At 40.6% G+C, this 25,662-nt stretch carries 21 protein-coding genes and 2 rRNA genes; 2 read left to right on the forward strand and 21 right to left on the reverse strand.

The genetic code is table 11. From position 1 onward, the window contains the following. Position 1: 1 nt before the first annotated feature. From G626_RS0113995 to G626_RS0114050, 12 genes are all read right to left on the reverse strand, one after another. Positions 2-2,719, reverse strand: coding sequence for a DUF5696 domain-containing protein (locus tag G626_RS0113995; RefSeq protein WP_022933412.1), 2,718 nt, complete (start codon positions 2,717-2,719; stop codon positions 2-4). 17 nt (positions 2,720-2,736) lie between these two features. Continuing rightward, positions 2,737-3,414, reverse strand: a complete 678-nt coding sequence (locus G626_RS0114000; RefSeq protein ID WP_022933413.1) for a YIP1 family protein — start codon at positions 3,412-3,414, stop codon at positions 2,737-2,739. Continuing rightward, the gene (locus tag G626_RS0114005; protein WP_022933414.1) at positions 3,411-4,883 is read right to left on the reverse strand and encodes a hypothetical protein; all 1,473 of its coding nucleotides are present in this window, start codon (positions 4,881-4,883) and stop codon (positions 3,411-3,413) included. Before G626_RS0114005 ends, G626_RS0114000 begins: the two co-directional genes overlap by 4 nt. A gap of 4 nt (positions 4,884-4,887) precedes the next feature. Then, a complete protein-coding gene (locus G626_RS0114010; RefSeq protein WP_022933415.1) occupies positions 4,888-5,781 on the reverse strand; it encodes a carbohydrate ABC transporter permease in 894 nt (297 codons plus the stop codon). A gap of 16 nt (positions 5,782-5,797) precedes the next feature. Next, on the reverse strand, positions 5,798-6,736 hold the full coding sequence (locus tag G626_RS0114015) for a carbohydrate ABC transporter permease (RefSeq protein ID WP_022933416.1): 939 nt from the start codon (positions 6,734-6,736) through the stop codon (positions 5,798-5,800). 13 nt (positions 6,737-6,749) lie between these two features. Beyond that, a complete protein-coding gene (locus tag G626_RS0114020) occupies positions 6,750-9,791 on the reverse strand; it encodes an extracellular solute-binding protein (RefSeq protein ID WP_022933417.1) in 3,042 nt (1,013 codons plus the stop codon). Between the two features lie 157 nt (positions 9,792-9,948). Further along, positions 9,949-10,293 (reverse strand): PspC domain-containing protein, encoded by a 345-nt coding sequence (locus G626_RS16870; RefSeq protein ID WP_022933418.1) that lies wholly within the window; start codon positions 10,291-10,293, stop codon positions 9,949-9,951. A gap of 25 nt (positions 10,294-10,318) precedes the next feature. After that, on the reverse strand, positions 10,319-11,248 hold the full coding sequence (locus G626_RS0114030; RefSeq protein WP_022933419.1) for an HAAS signaling domain-containing protein: 930 nt from the start codon (positions 11,246-11,248) through the stop codon (positions 10,319-10,321). Between the two features lie 2 nt (positions 11,249-11,250). After that, positions 11,251-11,574: a PadR family transcriptional regulator gene (locus G626_RS0114035; RefSeq protein WP_022933420.1), complete on the reverse strand. Its 324-nt coding sequence runs from the start codon at positions 11,572-11,574 to the stop codon at positions 11,251-11,253. A 174-nt stretch (positions 11,575-11,748) separates the two neighbouring features. Beyond that, a complete protein-coding gene (locus tag G626_RS0114040) occupies positions 11,749-13,200 on the reverse strand; it encodes a sodium ion-translocating decarboxylase subunit beta (RefSeq protein ID WP_022933421.1) in 1,452 nt (483 codons plus the stop codon). Continuing rightward, complete coding sequence (gene oadA, locus G626_RS0114045) at positions 13,200-15,287, reverse strand: sodium-extruding oxaloacetate decarboxylase subunit alpha (RefSeq protein ID WP_022933422.1); 2,088 nt, start codon at positions 15,285-15,287, stop codon at positions 13,200-13,202. Before oadA ends, G626_RS0114040 begins: the two co-directional genes overlap by 1 nt. Positions 15,288-15,322: 35 nt before the next feature. Beyond that, entirely contained in the window at positions 15,323-15,577 is a 255-nt protein-coding gene (locus G626_RS0114050; RefSeq protein WP_022933423.1) for an OadG family protein, read from the reverse strand. A 237-nt stretch (positions 15,578-15,814) separates the two neighbouring features. Here G626_RS0114050 and G626_RS0114055 point away from each other — a divergent pair, with 237 nt between their 5' ends. Continuing rightward, on the forward strand, positions 15,815-16,501 hold the full coding sequence (locus G626_RS0114055) for a hypothetical protein (protein WP_022933424.1): 687 nt from the start codon (positions 15,815-15,817) through the stop codon (positions 16,499-16,501). A 28-nt stretch (positions 16,502-16,529) separates the two neighbouring features. Here G626_RS0114055 and dapB read toward each other — a convergent pair whose 3' ends face one another. From dapB to G626_RS0114085, 6 genes are all read right to left on the reverse strand, one after another. Then, positions 16,530-17,312 carry a 4-hydroxy-tetrahydrodipicolinate reductase gene (dapB, locus tag G626_RS0114060; RefSeq protein ID WP_022933425.1) on the reverse strand — a complete coding sequence of 261 codons (783 nt, stop codon included), beginning with the start codon at positions 17,310-17,312 and terminating at the stop codon, positions 16,530-16,532. A gap of 15 nt (positions 17,313-17,327) precedes the next feature. Next, positions 17,328-18,626 carry an HD-GYP domain-containing protein gene (locus G626_RS17770; RefSeq protein WP_022933426.1) on the reverse strand — a complete coding sequence of 433 codons (1,299 nt, stop codon included), beginning with the start codon at positions 18,624-18,626 and terminating at the stop codon, positions 17,328-17,330. A 98-nt stretch (positions 18,627-18,724) separates the two neighbouring features. Next, a complete protein-coding gene (locus G626_RS0114070) occupies positions 18,725-20,050 on the reverse strand; it encodes an aspartate kinase (RefSeq protein ID WP_022933427.1) in 1,326 nt (441 codons plus the stop codon). 216 nt (positions 20,051-20,266) lie between these two features. Further along, complete coding sequence (locus tag G626_RS0114075) at positions 20,267-21,112, reverse strand: ABC transporter permease (RefSeq protein WP_022933428.1); 846 nt, start codon at positions 21,110-21,112, stop codon at positions 20,267-20,269. Positions 21,113-21,115: 3 nt separating this feature from the next. Next, on the reverse strand, positions 21,116-21,925 hold the full coding sequence (locus tag G626_RS0114080) for an ABC transporter permease (protein ID WP_022933429.1): 810 nt from the start codon (positions 21,923-21,925) through the stop codon (positions 21,116-21,118). Positions 21,926-22,105: 180 nt separating this feature from the next. Next, the gene (locus tag G626_RS0114085; protein WP_022933430.1) at positions 22,106-23,053 is read right to left on the reverse strand and encodes an ABC transporter ATP-binding protein; all 948 of its coding nucleotides are present in this window, start codon (positions 23,051-23,053) and stop codon (positions 22,106-22,108) included. A gap of 230 nt (positions 23,054-23,283) precedes the next feature. On the opposite strand from G626_RS0114085, the gene G626_RS0114090 reads away from it, so the two are divergent. Then, entirely contained in the window at positions 23,284-24,243 is a 960-nt protein-coding gene (locus G626_RS0114090) for a helix-turn-helix domain-containing protein (protein ID WP_022933431.1), read from the forward strand. Between the two features lies 1 nt (position 24,244). On the opposite strand, the gene nudC is transcribed toward G626_RS0114090, so the two are convergent. The 3 genes from nudC to G626_RS0114105 form a co-directional block, all read right to left on the reverse strand. After that, entirely contained in the window at positions 24,245-25,099 is an 855-nt protein-coding gene (nudC, locus tag G626_RS0114095; protein ID WP_022933432.1) for an NAD(+) diphosphatase, read from the reverse strand. A gap of 33 nt (positions 25,100-25,132) precedes the next feature. Next, positions 25,133-25,244: ribosomal RNA gene (gene rrf / locus G626_RS0114100) — 5S ribosomal RNA — on the reverse strand. 122 nt (positions 25,245-25,366) lie between these two features. Further along, a 23S ribosomal RNA gene (locus G626_RS0114105) occupies positions 25,367-25,662 on the reverse strand; the annotation flags it as partial.

The following is a 25,662-nucleotide window of genomic DNA, read 5'->3' on the forward strand; positions in this document are numbered from 1 at the left end:
TTTAGTCCTCCACCTTCATTACGCGGTACTCTCTCTCAGGAATGAATTTTCCAGATGGAGTAACGTAATTAGCATAGCTGAAGTTTACATAAACTACATAACCGTTTTCAAATGTTGTTTTTGTAACATTTTCACCTACGTATTCATGACCTACAATAGGGCTGTTCATTACAGGAGACATTTTAGAGTTATATTCTTCATAGATTTCTGCAAACTTTTCTTTCCAGGTATCAAAATTGCTTGAATAGAATTCTGTATAGAAGGTTTCCTGAAGTTTTGCAGGCTTTGCTTCCATAAATGAGAACTGTAAACCAGCACCTGCTTCTGCAGACTCAAGAATGAGCTGATCTTTTTCATAAGCAAGGTTGATAGGATTTCCTGCATAGTTTACATAACCATGAAGTGCAATCTGATAGAATGGAACAACAGCATCAATAATTGCATACTGATTTCCATGCAAAGGCATATTTGTAATGAAATCTGCACTTCGAACTGCATAATCATTACCACCATTGATGATTATACCAAGATCTTTTTCAGATGCTTTTTCAAACTGAGCAACCTGTTTAAGAGCTTCGTTAGCACGGGTAGAATGTCTTCTTTCATTAAAATCTGATGAAAGAAGGCTTCCGTTATCGCGGTATGAAACTCCGCTAAGCTTAAGCTTTGAAGCAGTTTTTATTAAGCTTTCCGAACTCTTTTCACGAAGTTTTGAATTCAAAAGATAGTAATTATCCTGCAGAGGATCTTTTCCATACCAGAGCTGTGAATACTCAGAAAGTTCACAAAGTTCATCACTTACAAAGCGGGCTGCTCCCTTGTACTTATTAAAGCCGTTGAAGATATTAGAACGGTAAGCTGTCTGAACTGCACCATCAAGATAAATTTTTGCAGAAAGATCTTCTGTCTCTTTTATCATTTTCTTAAAATCTGACTTTCCGCCAAGTTCAGAAATAAACTTAATTCTGGTCATAATCTTCTGCTTGATTCCGCCGTTTACAAAACCAGAAAGTTTGTAGTTTACATCCTTAATTCCAAGCCCATCAATTTCTTTGATAATCTGGCCGGCATCTTTATAAGATGTAAGTTTATAAGGCTTAACCTGTGGAATTCCTGCTACCTGCTGAATCTTTTCAATTGCACCAACAATTTCAACAGTAAGAGGAACGTTCTTTGCATCAGTCTTTTTCTCGCCGGCAAGCAGTTTACTTCTGTAAGCCTTAGCCATATCTACATATGAACCGCTGTCTACAAAAGTAAAGCTCTGTTCAATGTATTCATCCTGTGGGAGACCTGTTTCATAAACATACTGTGAACTCTGGCTTCGTGCAGTAACTTCATACTCTTCGCGGTGAAGCATTTTGTAGTCTGCACGGATGTAGTTATAGCTGCCGAGTTTTCCTGCAATTTCTGCAGTAATACCTGCATATTCAGCACCCTTGTTGATTACAGAAAGAACACTGCTGTCGCCATAAGAAATACCGAAGGCAGGGAAAGCTGCACGAGTTTCGGTAATTACCGCAGAACGCTCTGTTGCATAATCCCAGCCATAGCAGTCTGCATAATAACCGTTCTGTTTTGTTTTTCCATTATTAAAATTAATAAGGCTTCCGCCACCTTCCGGAATAAGCATGTAACCTTCATCAGAAGGACCTGCAGCGCCAAAATAAGGGAGTAGAGAAACCTGAGTAATAGGATACTTAAGTCTGTAAGAAATCTCTTTGAAAGGAACTGTTACAGTAAGTGTATTTCCATCAATCTTATAGATCATTGAAATATTGAAAGCAGGAACTTCCTTAATATTTGATTCCTTATAAAGCTCTTTATTTTCAAGATAATCTTCATAAGTAAAGCCCTGTTTTGCGAAGATATCTTCCATCTGTTCCTTTACATGCTTCTGAACATTTTCAAAAACGAGATAGAGATTTTCTTCTTCCATTCCAGGATACTTGTCCAGCATATCCTGAAGTTCAGCACCCTTGAAAGAACTCTTATTGTATTTATGATATGCACGTCCTACAGCATTTGTCTGAGACTTAGAAAGACCTTCTGTCCATTTATCAAAATCAGACTGATACAGAATAAGAGGGAAAATATACTCGCGGTCCATCTGACCTACTGTATAATTTACAGTAATTTCATTTCCCTTCTTTTCAACATTGTAGAACTTGCGCTGTACACTGTTTGTATATGTATCATAAGTATCATCAGTACCGTTTTCTGTTGAATACTTAAGAAGTACAGCAGACATCATATTATTCTTTTCCTTTGTAAGTGCAAGCTTATCTGTCTTTGCACCTTCAGGACTAGAATGCCATACTCTGCCTGTATTTTTCTGAAGTACAGTAAAGTTTGTAGTTTCAGGATCCATCTCAAATTTTATGTAATTATTTTCAATTACATATGATTTATTATTTGTTTCTGAATACTCATAATAATCAAACTGAGGCTGAACAACTTTTCCAACCTGTACGAGACGGATTACTATATATGTAAGAAAACTGATGATTGAAAGAGTAAGAACTAATCCAACCCAGAATTTAACAGTAGGTGCGTGAAATTCAACAGCCTTCTTTTGTACAATCTTAGGATTCGGTTCCTTAGGTCTGTTTATATTGAATTCAATAATTCCAAAAATGGAAATTGTCTTCATTTCCTTCGACTTAGGACGGCCGATATATCCTTCCGGATATTTTGATTTTTTTTCTTTTTTTGCCATAATTTTCCCCTTCCCTGTCAGTTCAATCTGAAGATAACTTCTCTTCCCAGAGAAACAAAATATGCAACGCCCTGAGAAATCATACTAAAGAACAGAAGCATAATGAAAATGAAAACCAGCATTCCGAACGCAGTGAAAATCGTAAATATAAGTGTTTTTCCAAAGCTGTATGCATGAATCATCATCATTGCCATAAACAGGAGAATTCCAATCCAGATAAATGAAATATTATTGAATACAAAATAGAAAGAAGCTTCTTCCCTTGTAACAAGGTTACTCAAAATAATCAGTGGAATCTGAATCAACGGGTACGGGGTCAAAGCATAAGCGGTACCCATATAAATATCGCCCAGATGTCCCTTACCATCAAAGAGGGTTGTTACACCCCAGTTACAGATACAGAAAATTGCAAGCGGCAAAAGAATGCTTGCCATCTCCATAAGAATATTAACTTTATACCATCTGACATTGAGAATGATAAAGTTTGTAAACTGCAGCTTCCACAGATGTGTCAAAAGAGTAAGTATTACGATGAAGTTTGCAGCAGCATAAGAGCCTCGCTTTGCATGAATCAAATCCCAGTATCCGTCTGCCGGATGGAAAATTACATACAAAGAATACTTAAGCGTATTAAGAAAGTGAATATATGTTTCTTTCTCTTTTAGTTTGTTTAATTTTCTTGTGATATAACTCATAGCGAATCAAGCTCCCATTTAATTTTCTTAACAATCTTGAAGACAAATGAAAGAACAATAATGACAATTAAAAGTCCAACCATCCAGCCGATATTGTTTTCAATCCATTCCTTGCGGTAATACTTGAAAGCCTTTGAGTAATCGCGGCGATCTCGTTTTACCTTGAAATATTCCATTGCTTCTTTATATTTCTTTTGACGCAGATAAGCCTTTCCAAGACCAATATATGCAAGGTCGTAATTTCCGTTATATTCAAGAACTTTAGCCCAGGTTTCTGCAGAGTCATCATATTGTCCGCAGGCAAACTGTTCTGTAGCCTGATAAATCAGCTTGCCGTAATCTGTAGGTGAGAATACTGTAATAGAAGCATTCATACTGTCCAGTACAAAAAGGTCCTTACCAATATGCTCAATAGCAGCCGGCTTACGGAAGAAGCCGTCTACGTTACCTCGTCCACCAAAGGCAAACAACAGGTAGCCCTGATCATTGTATGCAAATACACGGCCACGGCTTTCGTCTACTGCCAGATAAACATTGTTATCAAGGACTGTAATATCTGCAAACTTAGAAGGATCTGAGATTCCCGCTGCGTTACCCCACTGAAGGTCTCCTACAGGAGGCTGATCTTCTGCATTTTTTACAAGAATATCTTTTCCAAGTGCATTAAGACGGCGGATAGGTTTTGCCTTATCACTTAACAAATCCCACTGTTCAAAGGTTTTTGTTACAGCATAAATAAAGCCTTCGCTGTCCATATAGCAGTTTGAATATTCAACTGGAACAAAAAGAACCATTTTTTCCTTCTGTGCCTGTGTTGCAAACTTTTTCCAGAGCAAATCTGTAACATTGTAAACTACTTCGTTTGCACCAAAGAAGCCCTGGAAAGTTCCGTCATATTCATATTTCAAAAATCCCTTATTGATATTTCTTGCAGCAACATAAGCACGGCCCTTAGAATCTGCTACAACCTTTTCAGGAAGGAAAGCCTTTCCCTGCTCATAGGTCGGGTCATCAGGTTCTTTAAGTGTGAAAATCACATTAAGATTTTCATCTACCTTAAGAACGCGGCCATGGTTTGTATCTGCAATAAACATTGTACCATCAGTATTTACAAAGATATCACGAGGTCCATCGAAGGTTGCTTCAGAATCATCATTTGTATTAACTCTGTCGATTACACGCTTAAAAGCAAGTGTCTTTTTTGCAGTGTATTCAAGTTCGATAATACGGTTATTATCAGTATCCACTACATAAAGGCTGTTTCCATAGGTAAACAGAGAAGTTGGATTTTTAAGTGGTGTCGAAAGATTCAAGTCATCTGCATATACAACATGAGTAACGCGGTATACATCTGGTGACTTTTCCATTTCGCCCCAGTAGTCATAAATATATGTATCGCCTTTTGCAAAAAGTCCTGCACACAAAGTGAAGAGACCTGCAAGCATTAAAATTATTTTTCGTCTCATCATAGCGCTAGTCCTTAAGTCCTGAAGTAGCCATTGTTTCCATAATCTGACTCTGAGAGAAGATAAAGAAGACAATAGGTACAGACATTGTAAATACGATTACGGCATTCTGCTGTCCTGTTCGGGCAATACCACCAAGAGCAACCTGATCCAGAGCGTAACGCAGCATCTTCTTACTTTCAGTATAAATGTAAGTAATCTGTGCATTGTTCCAGAGATTCTGGATAGAGAAGATTGAGATTGTAAGCCAGGCTGGCTTTACGTTAGGCATTACAAGCTTCCAGAAAATCAAAAACTCAGATGCACCATCAATCTTTGCTGCCTCAATAAGTGACATTGGGAAGCCGTCCATAAACTGCTTCATAAGGAAGAGTCCGAGAGAACCTCCAATTGCCGGAAGAATCAGTGACCAGTAAGTATCAACCATGTGAAGCTTACACATAATCAAATAGTTAGGAATACCTGTTACATAACCACTGAACATAAGTGCAACTACAGCAAGGCGGAAGAAGAGATTTCCACCAGGGAAGTTATATTTAGCAAGAACATAAGCCGCCATAGAAGCAAATACTACGTGTCCAAGAGTTCCGGCAACAGTAATAAATACTGTATTCCAGATATAGCGCGAAAGAGGAACCCAGCCCTGACTCATTGTAATAAGCAGGTCAGAGAAGTTATCAAAGGTCGGATTACGTGGAAGAACTGTTGGAGGGTTCTTCAAAACCTCATCAAGCGGTTTAAGAGCATTACAAATTGCAAAGAACAAGGGGAATACCATCATAGCCGAGCAGATAGCCAGGAAGATATAAATTCCAACATCTCCACCAAGAGAACGGTTTGGCTTACGTCTATGTTTGTAATGATGAATTGTCTGATCTTTATACATATTTTTAGAATTCATTTTTCATCACCTCCCCTTAGTGTCCTACTCTACTCAAGAGTTTTTGAATTACCTTGTTACAGAGAATCATTGTAAGGAACAATACTGTAGCAATTGCCGAAGCATAACCCATTTCAAAGCGGGTAAAACCATAGTCAAAAAGGTGGGTTACAATAGTACGTGCATAGTATTCTGTAGAAGGATAACCAGCAAGCTGCATAGTTACATCACAAACACCGAATGCAGAAGTAATAGACATTACAGCTCCGAACAAAAGCATAGGCTTCATATTAGGAAGTGTAATGAACCAGAGTTCCTGCCAGCGGTTCTGAATACCGTCGATATAACCTGCTTCATACTGAGCCTTATCAATACCCTTAAGTCCGGCAACGAAAGAAAGGAAGCCGGCACCCATAGACATCCAGAGGATGATAGGAATAATAACCTTCAAACCGATTGCCGGGTTTGTAAGGAACATGATAGGAGCATTTGTAAGGCCGAGGTTTGCAAGAGCTCTGTTAATCCATCCGTTCTGGTCGTCATTAAAAAGCTGCTTGAAAACGAAGTAAGCATTACCAGAAATAGATGGAGCATAAAAGAAGAATACTACAAGAGTACGAATCCATTTTGGAAGCTCATTGATAAGCCAGGCAAAAATGAAGGCAAGAATATAACCTACCGGACCTGTAATAATTGCAATGAGGAAGGTGTTCTTTACAGCAGTAGTAAAGACATCGTCTTCAAGGAAGAGGTTGAGATAGTTTCTTGCACCAATAAAATCAGGTTTCTCCAGAATATTATAGTTGGTAAAACTAAAATAAATTGAAGTAATCATTGGAAGTACATAGAAAGTAATAAACAAAACTGCATAAGGCAGCAGGAAGAGATAACATACCTTATGTACCCTGATACTGCGAGTAAGATCAGAAAATCCGAGCTTTTTCTTAGCTATATATTTATCTAACTTTTCACTCATATTATTCTCCTAACTAGTCCTCAGCTACAGGAAGATTAAATTCCTGACGCTTACGGGTAAGCTCTTCGTTAATCTTACGTGTGTAATCAATAAGAGTTTCACGAGCATCGTCTTTCTCATTAATAACACGACGTGTAGCATTTACGATATGACGTGGAGTATAGTAACTACCAGGAACTTCAGGAACTCCAACTGTATTTTCCATAGATTCATTAAGAACTTTTATCTGTCTTGAATTCCATGAAAGCTGTTTGAGAGCTTCCTTGTTTGCAGTTGCATAACGTGCAGAAGAACCAAGCAAGGCTTCCATTTCACGACCAAAGCGAACCTGAACATCTGTAGAAACCCACCATTTCAGGAACTCCCATGAATCTGCCATACGGGTTTCATTTTTCATAACTTCGTTCCAGGTCTTTTCATCGATACCAGGAATAATACCTTCCTCAAAGGTTGTACCGTTATTGTCGCTGTAGGCAAGCTCTGGAAGATTTGAAAGGTCAAGGTCATCAAGGTCTATACCCTTTTTAATCATCATAGAACAAACACCACCGGCAACATTTGCACGATTAATATTTCCTTTTTCATCCATAGTTCCAGGAAGATAGGTAAAGTCCCAGAGTCCACGGATTTCAGGTGCACCAACTACAATTGAGTTATAAGTTGTATAGTTTGCAATTCCAATCGCCATTTCGCCAGTACGGAAGCGGCTCATAAAGTCGTAAATAGTTGGAAGACCATAGCTATTGTAAAGACTTGTATATGTCTTGAAAGCAGCAATTCCTGCTTCGCTGTCTACGGTAGACTTTGTTCCATCCTTGTTATAAATCTGTCCACCAGACTGATATACCATTGAATAGAAGGCAGACATATCTGGAGCTATAATATTAGGATATGGAACACCTACAGAAATATTATTTCCCTGCAGTGTTGGAAGAATTTCAATCAAATCTTCCCATGTCTGTGGAACTTCAAGGTTAAGCTGTTCAAGAATATCCTTTCGGTAGAACATAAGGTTAAAGGTCAACTGTTCTGGAAGTGCATATACACCTCCATCATATTCATAAGGTTTATAGGCACTTGGCATAAACCAAGAAAGAACTTCATCACAATCTTTAAAGCGGCGAAGATTTACGTTTGCATTACGCAGAGCATAATCTACCGGCTGAGACTGATAGGTTGAAATTACGATATCCGGTCCGTTACCTGCAACTACGGCAGTAAGAAGAGAGTTAGGATTGATAAGCTTTACGTTTACATTGATTCCAGAATTTGGAGTAAAGCTGTCATCAATCATATTCTTAAGAACCTGACTCTGATCACGACCAGTTACAATCCATACCTCAATAAGATGGTCTGTACCATCCTTATAAACGCTACCAAGAGATGAAGAGTCATAAAGATATGAGTTGATGAATGAAGTAACTTCATGAGCTGTATTCTTAAAGAAGTTAGAACGATCAGGCTTAATTCTATCATTTGCACTCTGAACAAGAATGTAGTCTATATCAAGTTTTGTTTCTGTCATCTGAAGCATAGAAGAAGCCAGAGTTGTTGTATTATCCTTAAAGCTTACAAAGCCCTTTGTAATTCTGTCCGGATGTTTATAGAACTGTTCCAGCTGAAGGGCAAGTACTTCTGCAGGAGAAATCTGATTTGATTTCTGACCTGTAATTGCAACAAAGTCATCTACAAGCTTGTAAAGGCGGCGGCTTTCCAGCATCATTGCCTCTACTTCATCAGGGAATACCTTGTGAATTTCATAGTCACGGTTCATATCCGGATTTACACCGGTAAGAACGAGAATTGTACGGTAAATAAGGTTGAGTCTGTATACAGAATCCTGAACCTGCTGCATTACTTTACCAATTTCACCAAGAGTTGCCTCAAGACGGATTGTATGCTTACCCTTTGAAAGATAGAAATTATAAGGCTTTTTATTTTCATCAGAAAGAGTTGCAAACTGCCAGTCTGAATCATATTTAAAGCCTACAGATTTAAGTGTATCAACAGGGATTTCTCCATCAATATAAACAGAGCGACATGCTACATAACCACGCTGGAAGAACTGACGTGCCTTAAGCGAAATTGTATACCAGCCGTCTTCAGGTACTTCAAGTTCCCATTCAATCCACTGGCCAGGAATCTTCCATGAATCACCACCAGTATAGTTGAGAATTGTCTGTTTTGTGCTGTAGGGGTCTGTGATAGCAGAAGAACGGTCATAGCGGGCAAACAAAGAAGGATCTGAACGGAGAGAAGAATCTTCTCCCTGTACCTTTATAGAAATATTTTTACCTGTATAGCTTTCCGGTTTAGAAGGCTGCTTTGCCAGGTACTGTTCATAAGTATCATATTTTACAATAGGTGTAAGTGTAAGCGCAGAAATTGCCATTGGTTCACTTGTAGATTCAATGGTGATTTCGTTTTGGCCCTGCTTAAAATAGAATTTATAAGGATCTACTTCATAACCAAGGTCGCTCTTAAAGAAAGCATTCTGATATTCAAAAACCTCTACCTGAGTTGGACGGATGCTGTTACCACGGTTATCGAATTTTACAGGACCACCGTCTTTCCAGAGTCTGTAAAAAGCAAGTGTATCTGCACCAGAGAATGGCAATTCTCCATTGATATACAAAATACGGTCCATATTAACATTTCTTGAAGGAACCGCAATGTATTCCATATTAATATTGTAGAAACCAGCTTCAGGTACCTCTACTTTCCATGTTACAGAAGAATCTTCCTCTGTAAAAACGACATCTTTTCCCTTGTAGTTCTTTTCCACACGGGCACCGTTCGACTTTGACTCATCAAAATCCAGGACAGAAACATTTACTTTACTTTTTGGATTTTTTGCTGCTGAATATTGTTTTAAATATTCTGCATAAGTTCTTGTTGTTGAAACAGTTCCAACGTTTGTAGATAAATCATAATTATCATATTTAGCATGATAATTTTTTTCAGGAAAAAAGCTTGGTATTGCAAAAATAAGAATGATAACTGCTAAAGCTATCAGCACATTTCGCAATGTTTTGTTTATTTTTATTCCTATCATAATAGGAACATTCTATCATAAGTAGAGATTTATACCATAGGAAAAAATTCTTAGTTCTATATACCACACGATACCACACGGATTCGATTTTGCTAACGCAAAATCCATATAAAATGAAATTACGTTAGTAATTTCCAATCCGTGTGGTTAAAATTAGTTATTTATCAGAGTTCTTAAAAAAACTGTCAAAGTCCTCATCTGAATGAAGCTTGCTGTTCTTTTCAGAATCTGACTTTTTAGAAGATGATTTTTTCTCCTCATCAGGGTCTATATTTGCACTCTTAAGGTTTTCTGTATCATCATCACTGAAATCTTCATCATTATAAGGCATAACAATGCACATAATCAGATAAACAAGAACTCCAAGACCTTTTACAAGACAAAGGATTCCTGCAATTATACGTACAATTGTCGGATCCATATTCAGGTATTCTGCAAGCCCTCCACAAACACCACCAATCATCTTATTTTTTCTTGATTTATAAAGCTTTTTCTTTTCCATTTTCACATCTCCTCTCTTTTGTTTTCTATTTAACATCAATATTTACGGAACCCATTCCGCAATTTACTGAAAAATGATTTGCCAGCTTCTGATTGTTATAAACCTGACAAACGCCAGACTTCTTTTCTCCATTGAAACGGAAGTCACCAAGGCCAACCTTTGCATCATAAGAATAAGAATTTGCCTCCCCTTTAAGATTAAGATTCATACTTCCCATTCCACAATCAAGATTAACCTGGCCTGTAATTGACCCCTTAAACTCCAGGTTACCCATTCCACAGCGCATATTGATTTTACCGCCAAAAACTCCGTCTAAAACAAGATTTCCGGCTCCAACATCAATATTTCCAGAAGAACAGGTAACAGAAAGCTTTTTCGAAACAAGCTTTCCTGCTCCAACTGCAATTCTAAGCTTTTCAATAGAAGCTCCAGAAGGAATTGTAATAAGGATTCTAGGCACAATGCGGCTTCTGCGGTTATGACTCCAGAAATTGAGATTAAAGCGGTGTGCATTGCTTACAACCAGACTTCCTTCCTTATTCAGGTAGCAGTTTAAAGATTCTTCTGGAAGACCTCGGGTTTCTACACAATATTTATCGCCTTCTATAAGAGCAACCTCAGCTGCACCAAAATCAAGAGAAAGATTTCTTACCTCTGATTTCTTGAATTCATAATAAAGGGCATCAATACTGCAGCCATCTGTTGAAGCAGAAGTTTTCTCTTCTTCTGATTCCCCTTCTCCACTGGCATTCTTAGTATCTACCAGAGCATTAGCAAACTTTTCAATGATTGTTTTTGCAAGCTCTTCAGGAGTGCCAAGCTCCCGCATTACCTTTTCGTCATCATCTGCTTCATCAAAATAATCTGAATAATACTGAATTGCTTCTGCCTGCTCATCACTTGTAAGTGACATTATGCTTGATTTCAGTTCATTTAAATATTCTTCTCTAGTCATATTTACTTATCCTCCGATTTCTTACCCATTAAGATTTCGTCTACACCATTTCTAAAAAGTACCCACTCTGAGCGGTACTTATCCAGCAGAATCATACCATTTGAAGTTATCTTATAGTATCTTCTGTTCCTACCCTGAAACTCCATATCGTAGGTTTCAAGGTAACCGTCCTTCTGGAGTCGCCTCAGCACCGGATAAAGGGTACTTTCGGAAACATCCATAATTTTACGGACATCCTGCGTAATCTTGTAGCCGTAGGTTCCTTCAAGACTGACAACAGCCAGAACCACAGCATCAAGCAAGGCAGAACCCGCTGTAAAAACCATGTTTACCTCCTCGTCTGCTCCTTCGCTTTTATAATATTATCTAGATATCTATATTATATAATATATAATATTATAACAACAGAAGTCAAGAAAATTGTTACTTTTTAAGAAAAAAAAAGGCAGACCCGATAAAGGATCTGCCTAAAATCTTTAAATTAGATATGTAGTTTTATATTACATTCCATAAGTAGAGATGAATACACCAGCCGCAATAGCTGTACCGATTACACCTGCTACGTTTGGTCCCATTGCGTGCATCAAAAGGAAGTTTGTAGGATCTTCGGCCATACCAACCTTGTTTGCAACGCGGGCTGCCATTGGAACTGCTGATACACCGGCCGAACCGATAAGAGGATTAATCTTCTCTTTAAGGAAGATGTTCATAATTTTAGCCATTATAAGCCCACCAGCGGTAGCAACTGCAAAAGCAAGAAGACCAAGAACAATAATTCCAAGTGAGTTTGCATGCATAATCTTTTCCGGTGTCATCTGAGAACCTACACCAAGAGAAAGAAGAATAGAAACAATGTTCATCATTTCATTTTCTACAGTCTTAGAAAGGCGCTGAACAATTCCTACTTCCTTAATGAAGTTACCGAATGCAAGCATACCGATAAGCGGAGCTGCAGGAGGCAGAAGAAGAATTGTTACGACAAGCAGAAGCAATGGGAAGAGAGTCTTTTCTGTCTTTGAAACAGGACGGAGCTGGCTCATCTTAATCTGGCGTTCTTTCTTAGAAGTCAAAAGCTTCATGATAGGTGGCTGAATCATAGGAACCAGTGCCATGTAAGAATAAGCGGCAACGGCAATTACAGCCATCATCTCTGGAGCAAGTTTACCAGAAACGTAGATGGAAGTAGGACCATCAGCACCACCGATAATGGCGATGGCACAAGCCTGCTTCATGTTATAGTCGATTCCAGGAATAAAGTTCATTGCAGCGACACCAAAAAGTGTAGCAAATACACCAAGCTGTGCTGCACCACCGAGCAAGGCTGTCTTAGGATTAGCGATAAGAGGACCAAAGTCTGTCATGGCACCAATACCCATGAAGATAAGCATAGGGAAGAACTCGTTACCAACTCCTGCACTGTAAATGATATGGAGCATTCCGTCAGGAGCATCTCCCATACCGGCGCCAGGAATATTTACAAGAATAGTTCCGAATCCGATTGGAATCAAAAGCAGCGGCTCAAAGCCCTTGACTACTGCAAGGTAAACAATGAGGAAGCCGATTGCAAGCATGATGAGACGCTGCCAGCCCTTTACCGGGTGAGCGGCAAGGTCTGCAGCTGCCTGAGCGGCCTGTTCTTCCTTTGCAATTTCCATTGCTTCCTTAGAAGCCTTTTCCTCCGCAATTTCTTCCGGAGTAGGATTATGAATCATTTTATAGATTCCGGTATTTTTTCCAACATTCTTAAAGAATGATGAAACCGAAATAGGCTTAATGTTTTCTGAACCTTTGATGACTGTTGATGAAGCATAGCTGCTGCCGGATGCACCGGTACTTCCTGAATCAGAAGCCCCGCAGCCTGCAAAAGAAAGTGCCACAGCAATCAGACAGATTACAGTTGTAATCTTAAGGTACTTGAATTTATCATTTTTTTTGTTCAATTCTGTTTCCATTACTGTACCTCGGCGAGTGTAGCGCCCTGTGCAATCTGGCTGCCAGTTGCAGCGATAAAGTGAATCTTACCGGCAGCACCAGCCTTAATTTCCAATTCCATCTTCATAGATTCGATGATGATTACTGTTGTATCAGGAGAAACCGAAGCACCTTCGCTGACTGCATAGCGGAGAAGTGTTCCGGCAACAGGAGCTGCTACTGGCTTTCCACCGGCAGATGCTGCAGGTGCTGGAGCTGGCTGAGCAGGAGCGGCAGGCTGAGGAGCTGGAGCAACAGGGGCAGCAGCTACAGGAGCGCCACCGAGGTTAGCCAGTGTCTGGCCCTGTGCAATCTGAGTTCCTGGTTGTACAACAAAGCTGATTTTTCCGTCAGCAGGAGCCTTAACTTCAAGCTCCATCTTCATAGATTCAATAATGATTACTGTATCACCCTTCTTAACCTGAGCACCTTCGCTAACTGCATAGCGAAGAAGAGTTCCGGCAACTGGTGAAGGAACTGGCTGACCACCAGATACTGCGGCAGCTGGAGCTGCAGCTGCTGCTGCTGGAGCGGCACCTGCAGCACCGAATGTAACATTGTAAGCCTGTCCGTTTACATTTACGCTCATGCTGTCACCAGCAGGACCTGTTGTAACATTGTAAGCTGTACCATTAACGTTGATTGTATAAGAACCGCCCTTGTTTTCTTTAGCGGCAGCAGCAGGAGCTTCTTTCTTAGCGAATGTGCTAGCTGCATCAACTGGTCCCTTAGAGCGTTCTGCAAAGAACTTAGGAGCAACATTAGGGAACATAGCATATGTGAGAACGTCTTCATCAGAACCGTCACCACCAGCTTTCTTGGCTTCTTCAACCATCTTGTCCCACTCTGGAGGAATTTCATCAGCTGGGCGGCAAGTCATTACCTTGTCCATACCATTCTGCTTGAGAGCTTCTTTTACCAGCTCTGGATCTGCATCAGTTGGAAGTTTACCGAACTTACCAGTAATAAGGTTACGGAAGTCCTGAGTCATTACTTTATATGGTCCCATAAGAACGTTCATAACAGCCTGTGTACCAACAATCTGCGATGTTGGAGTTACAAGAGGAACGTAACCTGCAGCCTTATGAACCTTTGGAAGTTCAGCAAGTACAGCGTCCATCTTGTCGCCTGCATTCTGCTGTTTGAGCTGTGATTCGAGGTTAGAAAGCATTCCGCCTGGTACCTGTGAAAGAAGAATACGAGTATCAGCACCGAGGAAGGCAGATTCAAGAGATGAGTAGTGCTTGCGAACTTCGCGGAAGTAAGCGGCAATCTCAAGAAGAAGCTTTGTATCAAGACCAGTATCCATATCTGTGCCCTTGAGCATTTCTACTACAGTCTCTGTTGGAGAGTGAGAAGTACCCATAGACATTGAAGAAATTGCTGTATCAAGCCAGTCTGCACCAGCTTCAGCAGCCTTCAAAAGTGTTGCAACAGAAAGACCTGTTGTTGCGTGTGAGTGGATTTCTACAGGAAGATCAACCTTAGCCTTGATTTTCTGTACGAGGTCATAAGCATCATATGGCTTAAGAAGACCAGACATATCTTTAATACAGATAGAATCTGCACCAAAATCAGCATAAGTTTTAGCAAGCTCAGCATATTTTTCATTTGTGTGGAATGGAGTTACGGCATAAGAAATAGCCATCTGAACATCAACTCCAGATTTTTTAGCTGCCTTTGTAGCGCATTCCATGTTACGTGGGTCGTTACAAGCATCGAAAATACGGAAACATCCGATACCGTTCTTTGCGGCAGTTGCAACGAACTTCTCTACTACATCATCAGCATAGTGCTTGTAACCAAGAAGGTTCTGAGCACGAAGCAGCATCATGATTTTGTTATTTGGAAGAGCTGCATGAAGCTTACGAAGACGATCCCATGGATCTTCGTTCAGGAAGCGGATACAAGAGTCATAAGTTGCTCCACCCCATCCTTCGATATATTTGTAACCAACTTTATCAAGTTTGTCACAGATTGGCAGCATATCTGCTGTTGTCATACGTGTTGCGTGAAGACTCTGATGAGCATCACGAATTGCAAGTTCTGTAATTCCTACTTTAGCCATTTTTATTTCCCTTTATCTTTTATATAGTAGATTATTTACGAATTTAACGCCTTATCGTGAACCGCAGCAGCGATTGCAGCAATAATAGCACCATCATTTCCGGCAGCCGAAGCAGCAGGAGCAGAAGCCACAGGTGTTTTAGCAGGTTCTTCCTTATCAAGCTTAAGTGCATGAATTACGGCTTTCATAATTGTCATGCAGATAATCAGAATAATGATGAAACTGAATACAACACACATACCAAGCAAAGTCAGAAGTCCGCTCTGACCAAGCATTCCAGTGATTGTCATATATCTATCCTCAATTTTACCGGCAAAGCCGGCCTAGTTTTTCAAAAAAAATCGAAACATTCGCCCGATTTTAATACATCAGATTATAATGAAAGAGGGGTAAAAGTTCAATTCACAGAAAACGTTTTCTATGGTAGAATATGAAAAAGTTCTACAATAATATCGTCATCCCGAACTTGTTTCGGGATCTACTAGTAGATGCTGAAACAAGTTCAGCATGACAGGAGGGTATCATAAATGACTATTGCCAGCTGGATATTACTTAGCTCTCTTGCTGTAAACCTGATTCTTCTGGTTATTTCACATATATTGAAAAAAACTCTCATGCGGAAGATTACCGAATGTCTTATGATTCCCTTATTCGGAGCTTTTACTGTTTTACTGTTAAGAAACTTCCTTCCAGATTCACTCCATCTGATAAAAGTAACTATAACTGCACTTTCCTTAGCAACAGTCTCAACAATCTTTTTATCACTTGAAAAAATCAAACTTCTTCGTATATTTGGACGTATTCTAATACTTGTAAATATCTTTTGCTGGATTACACTATACAGAACTGTTTTCTTTATTCATAAAGTTCCGCTCTGGCTTTCAATTCTTATGTTTTGTATTTACCTTGCAGGAACCATTGCAGCAATTATTCTTTCCGGTAAACAGGAAATCAAGTTTTATATACTTTTTGCCTTAAGTTTTGCCCTTTCGGCTTATCTGCATTTCTGCAGCCTTATCTTCCTCTGTTATGAAACTGCAGGAAATTCAATTATGCTTTTTGCAGGCACTTCTCTTTTTGCCGGTCTGACAGCCTTTCACTTTATCAATCAGGCTAAGTTAAAATTTAAGCACGCCGGAGTAATCAGATACAGCCTAATGCTTGCTTCTCAGATACTCATAGCGTGCTCAAATCTATTGATGATTGGTGGTTGAGTAGCCGCTAAGCGGCGTATCGAAACCACTAGCAATAAATATCATCCCAGCCGTAGAGGCCACCACGCTTTACTTTTCCGCTCTTAAGGGCAGCATCAAGTTTTATAAGAGACTCAACCGCGCCAACTGCAAAGCCTTCGCGGCTTCTTGCTGTGTGAGTTAATTCAATTGTATCTGCAGTTCCGTCAAAGAAAACCTTGTGAGTTCCAGGAACATTTCCACAGCGGGTAGAACTTACATGGAGCTGATTTGCAGCCGGACGCTCGTGGAAGGCATCTGTAACAATTTCAGTTTTATTCTTATAACCCATCTGAACACGGCGGGCAATTTCAAGGGCTGTTCCACTTGGGCTGTCTGCCTTCTGATTGTGGTGCATTTCCCAGGTTGCTACATCATAATCCTTGTATTCAGCCATGATTTTTGCAGCTTCTTCAACAATTTTATAGAACATATTTACGCCAATAGAAAAGTTTCCGGCAGTCATTACAGTTCCACCAACGTCTTTTGCATAGGCCTCAATTTCTGCATGCTTGTCATTCCAGCCTGTAGTTCCTACAACAAGAGGAAGCCCGAGAGGCAGAAGAGCGCGAACATTTGCAATAACAGCAGTCGGGTGAGTAAATTCAATAATTCCCTCTGCCCCGCTTGATTTTACTGCGCGTACAATCGAGTCTGTATCTCCGGCAGCAACCTTTACTTTAGCATCCTCTGCCATAACATCTATAGTAGTAACAACCTCATGACCGGCACGCTTAGCAGCCTGCTCAATCATATGTCCCATTTTTCCGTAACCAACCAATGCAATCTTCATAGCGGGTTCTCCTTTTTAAGCATCAAATTTTTTCATAGAATTATGGTAGTTTTCCCACCATTCAACTTCTTCTTTTTCAGTTTCTGCCTCCTGCATCTTAAAAGCTCGTGCAAGCTCTTCGATTTCTGTCTGACACGCTTTTGTAGCTTCTACAATGCAAGGCTCAAACTGTTTTTCTGTTGATTCGTTAAAAATATCAATTGCTTCGTTAATTGTAAATGGCTCTTTGTAAAGTCGTTTACTTATTAAAGCATCCATAACATCCGCAGCTGCCATAATGCGGCCGGAAAGCGGAATTTCTTCTCCCTTTAAGCCACGCGGATATCCGGTTCCATCCCATTTTTCATGATGAGTAAAGGCCATATCAATTGCAATCTGATTAAAGCGGCCGTCACCGATTTTCGGCAGCTGCTCCAGCAGTCTCTTTCCTTCAACAGGATGAGTTTTCATTACCTTATAATCTTCTTCTGTAAATTTACCAATCTTATTCAAAACACCTTCTGGAATATGAATCTTGCCGATATCATGAAGGAAGGCGGCTGTTTCATACAGGTGAATCGTCTCATCATCCAGAATATCAGTATAGTAACCAAGCTCACGGAGTTTAGTCGCAATAATCCTAACATAATGCTTTGTGTGCTGAACATGGCGGCCGGTAAAAAGATCGTGGCTTCCAAGACAGCTTGCAACAAAACCGATAATCATATCCTGAGTATTCTTAAGATTTACATTCTGAGTATGAAGAAGCTCAATAGCCTTATGAGACCTGTTTGCCATTGTTAAAGCAATCAGGAAAATAAAAAGGAATTCAACACTGTAGCCAACCAGAGAAGAAATGAACCAGGTATGGGGAGTATGCACCTGAACATCTGTTGCCATAACAGTAAGAACAGTTTTTGACCTTATAAAGAGAGCAATAACCATAAGGCCAAAAGCAGTAATAGTAGAAGTAATTGTGATTTTTTTATTGAAGTAAAGACAGCTTAAAAATGGAACTGCAGCATAAGTAATATTTACCGAAATGATATTTTTTACAGCCAGAAGCTCAACAAAAACTGCCGTGGCAATGATGCCAAAATACATTCCAACCTTTTGAGTCTTCTGAAATTTATTTAAGTCGTGGGCAAAGAGAAAAGAAAAAATACTGTAAAAAAAGATGACTGCAGAATAAGTATGTGGTACTCGCCAGATTCCACAAAGAGTAAGAATGCAGAATGCAACAGGCACTACAGCACATGTCAATATGAGGATTTCTACTACTTTGTTTACAGAGCGAATGTTTTCATTGAAAAACAATTCTGAAGTATCATTCATTATAAAAAGTATACAGTATAATTAAACTATCTGTCATCCTTTTTTTAGATTTTACCCCACTCCCTTATTTTTGTAAAAGCATTCGCTGTCTTTTTAGATTAACTGAAGTATGCGTTATGAAGAATCTGAACAGTGCGGTCAGCTTCGTCATCATCAACAATCATACTGATGTTTACTTTGCTTGCGCCCTGGCTAATCATCTGAACATTGATTCCTTCATCGGCAAGGGCATCAAAACCGCTGGCGAGAATGGCGCTTGAGTGAGCCGCGTCGCAGATAATTGTAACGATGGCCTTGTCCTTGCGAACAGAAACCTGACTGGCCTGCTCGAGGTCTGCAATAAGGCCTGTCAAATCAGCCTTAGTATTTACAGTCAGTGAAACAGAAACTTCAGAAGTAGCAATTACATCAATACTGATATTCCACTTAAGGAAGTTGTTGAAGATGTGGGCAAGGAAGCCTGCCGCGCCAAGCATTCGGGAGCTGACAATATCTATCAAAGTGATGTGCTTTACAGTTGTGATTGCGCAAACAGGAGGAACCTTGCCGTTGTGCTTTTCTACTATTATGCTGCCCGGGCTTGTGATGTTGTAAGAGTTCTTAACGCGAACCGGAGTTCCAGTTTTGCGAACAGGAAGCATGCTGCGTGGATGCAGAACCTGAGCACCGAACATAGCAAGCTCCTGAGCTTCTTCATAAGTAACCTCAGGAACAGGCTTAGCCTCTTTTACTACACGAGGGTCAGTTGTAAGAATACCGTCTACGTCCTTCCAGGTCTGAACTTCCTCAGCACGCATGGCTGCACCAATCATAGTTGCAGTAAGGTCTGAACCGCCACGGCCGAGAGTTGTAATATTTCCTTTTTTATCCTTAGCAATAAAACCTGTTACGATAGGAATATGATTGTCTGTGCCATTTTTGTAGTCGTTGAGGTGAGCCGGGATATTTTCCCAAACCTCGTCCAGAAGCTCGGCAGACATGTAGTTAGAATCAGATACAATTCCGATATCCCAGGCATCATAGAAGCGGGCTGGAATTCCCTGAGACTCTAAGTAAGCGGCCATCATGCGGACAGACATACGCTCGCCAAAACTTACAAGGTAATCACGCGAACGTTTAGAGATTTCTTTAAGCATTGAAATTCCGGTGAGCAGCTGTTTTAATTCAGTCAAAAGAGCCTGAATTGTTTCAATATTAATTCCAAGCTCTGCCGCTGTGTCCTCGTGAAGCTTTGCAACTCCAGCAACATCAACTACCCCTTCAACAGCCTTATCTGCCGCCTCAAGAAGATGATCAGTAGTGTCACCCATAGCAGAAAGAACAACTGCCGGGCGCTTTTCCTGATAAGCCTTAATAATGGAAGCAACATGCTTGATTCTCTCTGCATTGGCTACGGATGAGCCACCGAATTTCATAACTATCATAATATGTCCTTTATGTAATTTTACTATTCTCAAATTATAGTGATTTGTATTAGAGAATGGAAGTATATATTAACAAAATCTGTTGCTCCCGTGAAAAATGCACTTAGCCAACGGGATGATGTTGTCTAAGCGCATTTTTCACTCCGCATCAGATTTTCCGTACTCTAATTCTAATCATCGATATCAAAATTACATAAAGACATAGGGCACGCGGGGTCATGAGCCGGTGCCGTCGTACTTGCGGGCACCCAGCAGCCAGAAGCGGTAGCTCAGGTAGAAGAAAGCAAGGCCAATTAGTGGCGAAAGCCAGGAAAGAAGCGGTATGCTATCTGGACGCAGAATTACCAGGGCCGGATAATATGCAATAAAGGCAATCGGAATCACAAAAGTAAAAATCAGTTTGAATACCTTGTTGAAAATACTTGCCGGATATTTTGCAAAATCCTTAAAACGGAACATAATTACCATGATGTAGCCAGAGTTCTGGATCCAGAAGCAGGTGGCGGCCGCAAAATTCATGATTGCAATCATAAAAAGTGAGGCAGCCAGGAGAAATAAAACAGTCTGCGCAATTATTACCGGTGTTACAGGAATTGCCAGATGTCTCCAGGCGTAGACCAGAGTTCCTGTTCCAAAAGCCAGCTGCCCTAAGCCCTTTACATCAAAAACTTCTGAAATATAATAGAAGAAGATGTTTATAGGACGGAAACAGTACTTTATGAAGTCCCCGGTTTTTACTACATAGCGCAGGTTCCAGTTATTATCAAAAAAGCACTGAACCGGAGTAAGGGCAATCAGCGAAAAGCCGTAAAGAAAAAGCATCTCGTACATTGTCCAGCCGTTGATTGACGGAAAGTTCTGAAAGAGAATATAGAAGGTCACAAAGCCAACCAGATTCGAAACTATCATTCCGATATTTGAAATTACAAAGTCCGCACGGTAGCTCATTTTGCTCTTCAAGTCCTGAATCAGAATCTTTCTGTAAATATCAAGATAAAACTTTAAGCCGCGTCTTTTAGTCTGAGCCACTGCTTTACTTTCATTCCCATTATTCAAACTCATAATCTAACCTCCGTTTACAGTAATCTTTTTAAGCGACACATTCCAGAAAAGCGCTCCGATAGCCGACAGTGCAATACACCAGCCCAGCTGAAGGACAAGAGAAAAGACCAGCCCTTCTCCCAGAGTGTAGCCCGGCTTTTGGAGAAGCACGTTCAACGGTGTATCATAAATGCAGCGGAAAGGAAGATACTGCACAATATTACGCAGCGCCTCCGGAAAAAAGGCCAGCGGAATTGAAGCACCCGAAAGCAGAAGAACGATACATTCCTTTACCATATTCAGCCCCCAGGTTGATTCGGTATAAAGACAGATTGTTGCGCAAATCATATCTATACTGAAGTTGATAACCAGAGCCATAATCACAGACACTACGAAAAAAAGCAGATTAAAACTGAGTGCAATACTACCTTTCGTTAGTATATTAATGATTATGAAGGTTGGCAAAAAAGTCAGAAAGAAAGACATGATGTTTTCGCCGATGTAAGACCAGAAGCTGTAACCACGGAAGCTCATAGGCTTAAGAAGTTTGAGTACGATTGAGCCCGACTGGATTTCCCGGCTCATATCCCATACGAGAAAGACCTCCAGAAAGTTGAAAAGTGCTGTCGCAAGCACAAGGTAAACCAGAGTATCATTCAAGGTCATTCCGTTTACGACATCACTGCCCGAGCTGGCATAAATCGCCTTCCACAAAAAATAAATCAAAACCAGATAAATCAGGTTTCCAAAAAGTGTTACAAAAGTCCCCAGCCTGTAGTGAAGTTTTTCCATCATGCCCAGGCGGGTAAGAGCCAGATATTTTCTAAAATTCATAAAACGTCTCCTTACATGCGGTGGTTGAGTACTCGCGAAGCAAGTGTATGCATCGTGCGCGCAAGCGCACAAGAAAATCACTTCCTTGAATGCAAACGACACGAAGTGTCGTATCGAAACCACATTTTCGAGTTCTGCGGTGGTTTCGATACGGCTTCGCCTACTCAACCACCGTAATCACTACGCGCTTCTCGACGCAGCCTGCGCATAAATCTTTTTAATCACCTCTTCCGTAGAAATATCTTCCACACTGATATCTTTAATACCACCATTTTTCTGGTACTCAGAGATTACCGTCATCACATCAGTCTTAGATTCATCAACAAGTATTTCCTTCCAGCCACTGTCTGCAAGGTTGAGGCGCAGAGTTCTGTAAGAACCGAAGTAATGTTTAAGATGCTCAATGTCGTTATCGTAAATCATGCTGCCGTGGTCAATAATCACAATTCTCTGGCAAAGCGCATCAACGTCTCCCATATCGTGAGTTGTAAGAATTACAGTTGTTTTCTTTTCCTGATTCAGGCCCTTGATAAGCTCGCGGATTTTTGCCTTCATAGAAACATCAAGCCCGATTGTCGGTTCGTCCAGAAAGACGATTTTCGGATTATGCAAAAAGGCCGCAAGAATATCACTAAGAGTGCGCTGACCAAGAGACATCTGGCGCACAGGCTTATGCAGAAGAGTTTCGATGTCTGCAAGGCTGCTGTACAGCTCCAGCATCTGCTTGTAATCAGCTTCCGGAATCATATAAATATCCTTAAGCAGCTTGAAGGATTCGATAAGTGGCAGCGACCACCAGAGCTGACTTCTCTGTCCAAAAACAACACCGATATTTTCTGCATTGCGGCTGCGGTTTTTATAAGGCACAGTTCCGTTTACAAGAATCTCGCCACGGGTCGGCTCAAGTACACCGGTCATCATTTTGATAGTTGTAGATTTACCGGCACCGTTTGGTCCCAGGTAGCCTACAATTTCACCCGCTTTAATGTTCATGGAAATATTATCGACCGCAGTTACAGTTTTGTAGTCGCGGGAAAATAAATCTTTAAGACTGCCCTTAAGCCCTTCGTGACGGTTGAGCACCTTAAACTCCTTTGTCACGCCCTTCATGATGATTGCATCATCCATAAAAACCTCCGTTATCTCGTCATGTAGATTGCTTCGCTCCGCTCGCAATGACGGTACCTCAACAAAGGGAATCCTCGGCAGGGTGTCCAATCCGCTTCAGATTCCCTTGCTTTTACAAGATAAATGGATTATACTTCACATATCAGTGTAAGAAAATTATTATTTTTACTTATTTTAATAACTATTTTTCATATCCAATGTAACATTGTTATTATTATAAGAGAGGTATTATGCCAGAAACAACACAAAAACCTGTAAAAGGAATTATCCTAAAACGCAGCGACGGTTCAGAAGTTGTAAATTATAATATAGAAGGCTTTCCAGCCTATATCCACGAGGGCTATGTTTATCCCGGCTGTACCTGGGAGCGGGTTCCCCATTATCATGATGATATTGAAATTCTTTCCGTTTATTCAGGTACAATGGCCTATTCAGTTGACGGCATAAATATCAATCTTAAAAGAGGCGATACAATTTTCGTAAACGCAGACAGAATCCACTACTCTATTTCAGGCCAGAATCGCAGTACCCTGTATTACATTGCCGTAATGCACCCCGGCATTATCTCTCCCACTTTTGCAGTTGAAAGCAAGGCAATTAAGCCTATCATCTCAGATCGCAGCGTTCCCTTCATTCATTTTAAGGCAGAAGATTTTGACGGACCCGCAATTCAAAAGCTTATGAAAGCTCTCTGCAAGGAAGAAGAGACGGGCAACGAATTTATGATTACAAAATACTTTTTTGAAATCTGGGAAATCATAATGCACCGCTTTACAGATGCCTACCGCCTGCACGTTGGCCACATAGAAGACAGCGATTCCCACAATTCAAAACTCAAGGCCATGATGTTCTACATAGACCAGCACTACAATGAGCCGATTACCCTCAAGGATATTTCCCAGGCCGGGGGTGTAAGCCAGAGCCTCTGCAATCAGATTTTCAACAAGCTTACAGAAAAGTCTCCGATAGAATATCTTATGCATTACCGCTGCCGTAAAGTTACAGACCTGCTTCTGGCCGGCGACATGAGCATGAGTGAAATTGCAGAAATCACAGGCTTTACCGGCGCAAGCTACATGGCAGAAACATTTAAGAAATTCTATAAAATGTCGCCGCGGGATTTTAAGAAGATGAGGGCCCAGAACAAGGAGACAGATGTCTTAAAAAACTTCTCACCATGTGATTCGTAAATCAGATACTGCCACCTGACTTAAAGAGCTTCATCATCTCATTAGTAAGACTGTAATCATTCGGCTGCAGCTCAACCTCTTCCCGGCTAACCCACTCGGCATACTTCAACTCGCCCTCGTCCATCCTGATTGTCTCATCACCATCAACCTCGCAGAAAAAGCCTGCAAGTATATCTTGAGCCAGAGCCCAGGGCTGAGACTTATAATAGCGGATATTTTTTACCTTAAGGCCAACCTCTTCCATAACCTCACGTTCAACAGTCTGTTCCAGAGTTTCACCGAATTCAGTAAAGCCTGCAACCAGAGCAGAATGCGCATAGCCGGTACGATATTTTGTAATGAGGATTTTATCTTTAGTTTGATTTAAGATTCCAATTATTACAGCGGGATTAATACGTGGATAGATTTTTGATTTGCAGACAGGACAAAAAAGGGCACGCTCAACAAAATCGTGTTCCAAAGGATGTCCGCAGTGTCCGCAGAATTTATTATCATCATACCACTTCCAAAGATGATAGGCAGAAAAAACTGCAAAGAGAGAAGTTTTTGCTTCAGTTGCCAGAGGCAAATCGCGCAGCTGGCGGAGTGTATAAAAAGAAAAATCAAAAAGGTCTGCAGACAGAGCCGCCTTCTCCGGCATCAAAAAATATTTTTGATTATCAATAGAAAAAAGATAGGTTGGCACTCCACTCTGTGAATGAAAATCTCCCCAGGTTGGAAAACTAAGCGACTGAGACTCCTGATTATATCGAGCCAGAACTTTTCCCTCAGAAAAGAAAAAGGCAGAATCCGAAGCACAAAATTTCTGTTCTTTATAATGATTATAAAACTTAGCCGGAAAAATATCTTGAATCATATCTTATTATGCCATTTTTTGTTAAATAAAAAAAGCTAGCAGCTACCTACTTTCCCGGGACGAACCCAGTATCATCGGCGTAAGAGAGCTTGACTTCCGTGTTCGGAATGGGAACGGGTATTACCTCTCCACTATGGCCACTAGCATTTAATACAAAGTAAAACGAAGTGCGTAAGACGATTGCTCGTGCACGCAGGACGGAATGGATTGCTTCGGGACGAGCCCTCGCAATGACGCTTTTCTTGTTTTATGAACGGAAACGATGATATGGCCAAGTCTCACGACTTATTAGTAATGCTCGGCTGAACGCCTCACGACGCTTACACCTGCATCCTATCAACCTGGTAGTCTCCCAGGAGTCTTCAGGGAACTTAAAGTTCCAGGGAAGTCTAATCTTGAGGTGGGCTTCCCGCTTAGATGCTTTCAGCGGTTATCCCTTCCGGACTTAGATACCCAGCACTTACCCTTGGCAGGATAACTGGTAAACCAGAGGTTCGTCCACTTCGGTCCTCTCGTACTAAAAGCAGCTCCTCTCAAACTTCCATCGCCCATAACAGATAGGG

It is taken from the genome of Treponema bryantii NK4A124, assembly GCF_000421345.1.
GTDB lineage: Bacteria > Spirochaetota > Spirochaetia > Treponematales > Treponemataceae > Treponema_D > Treponema_D bryantii_B.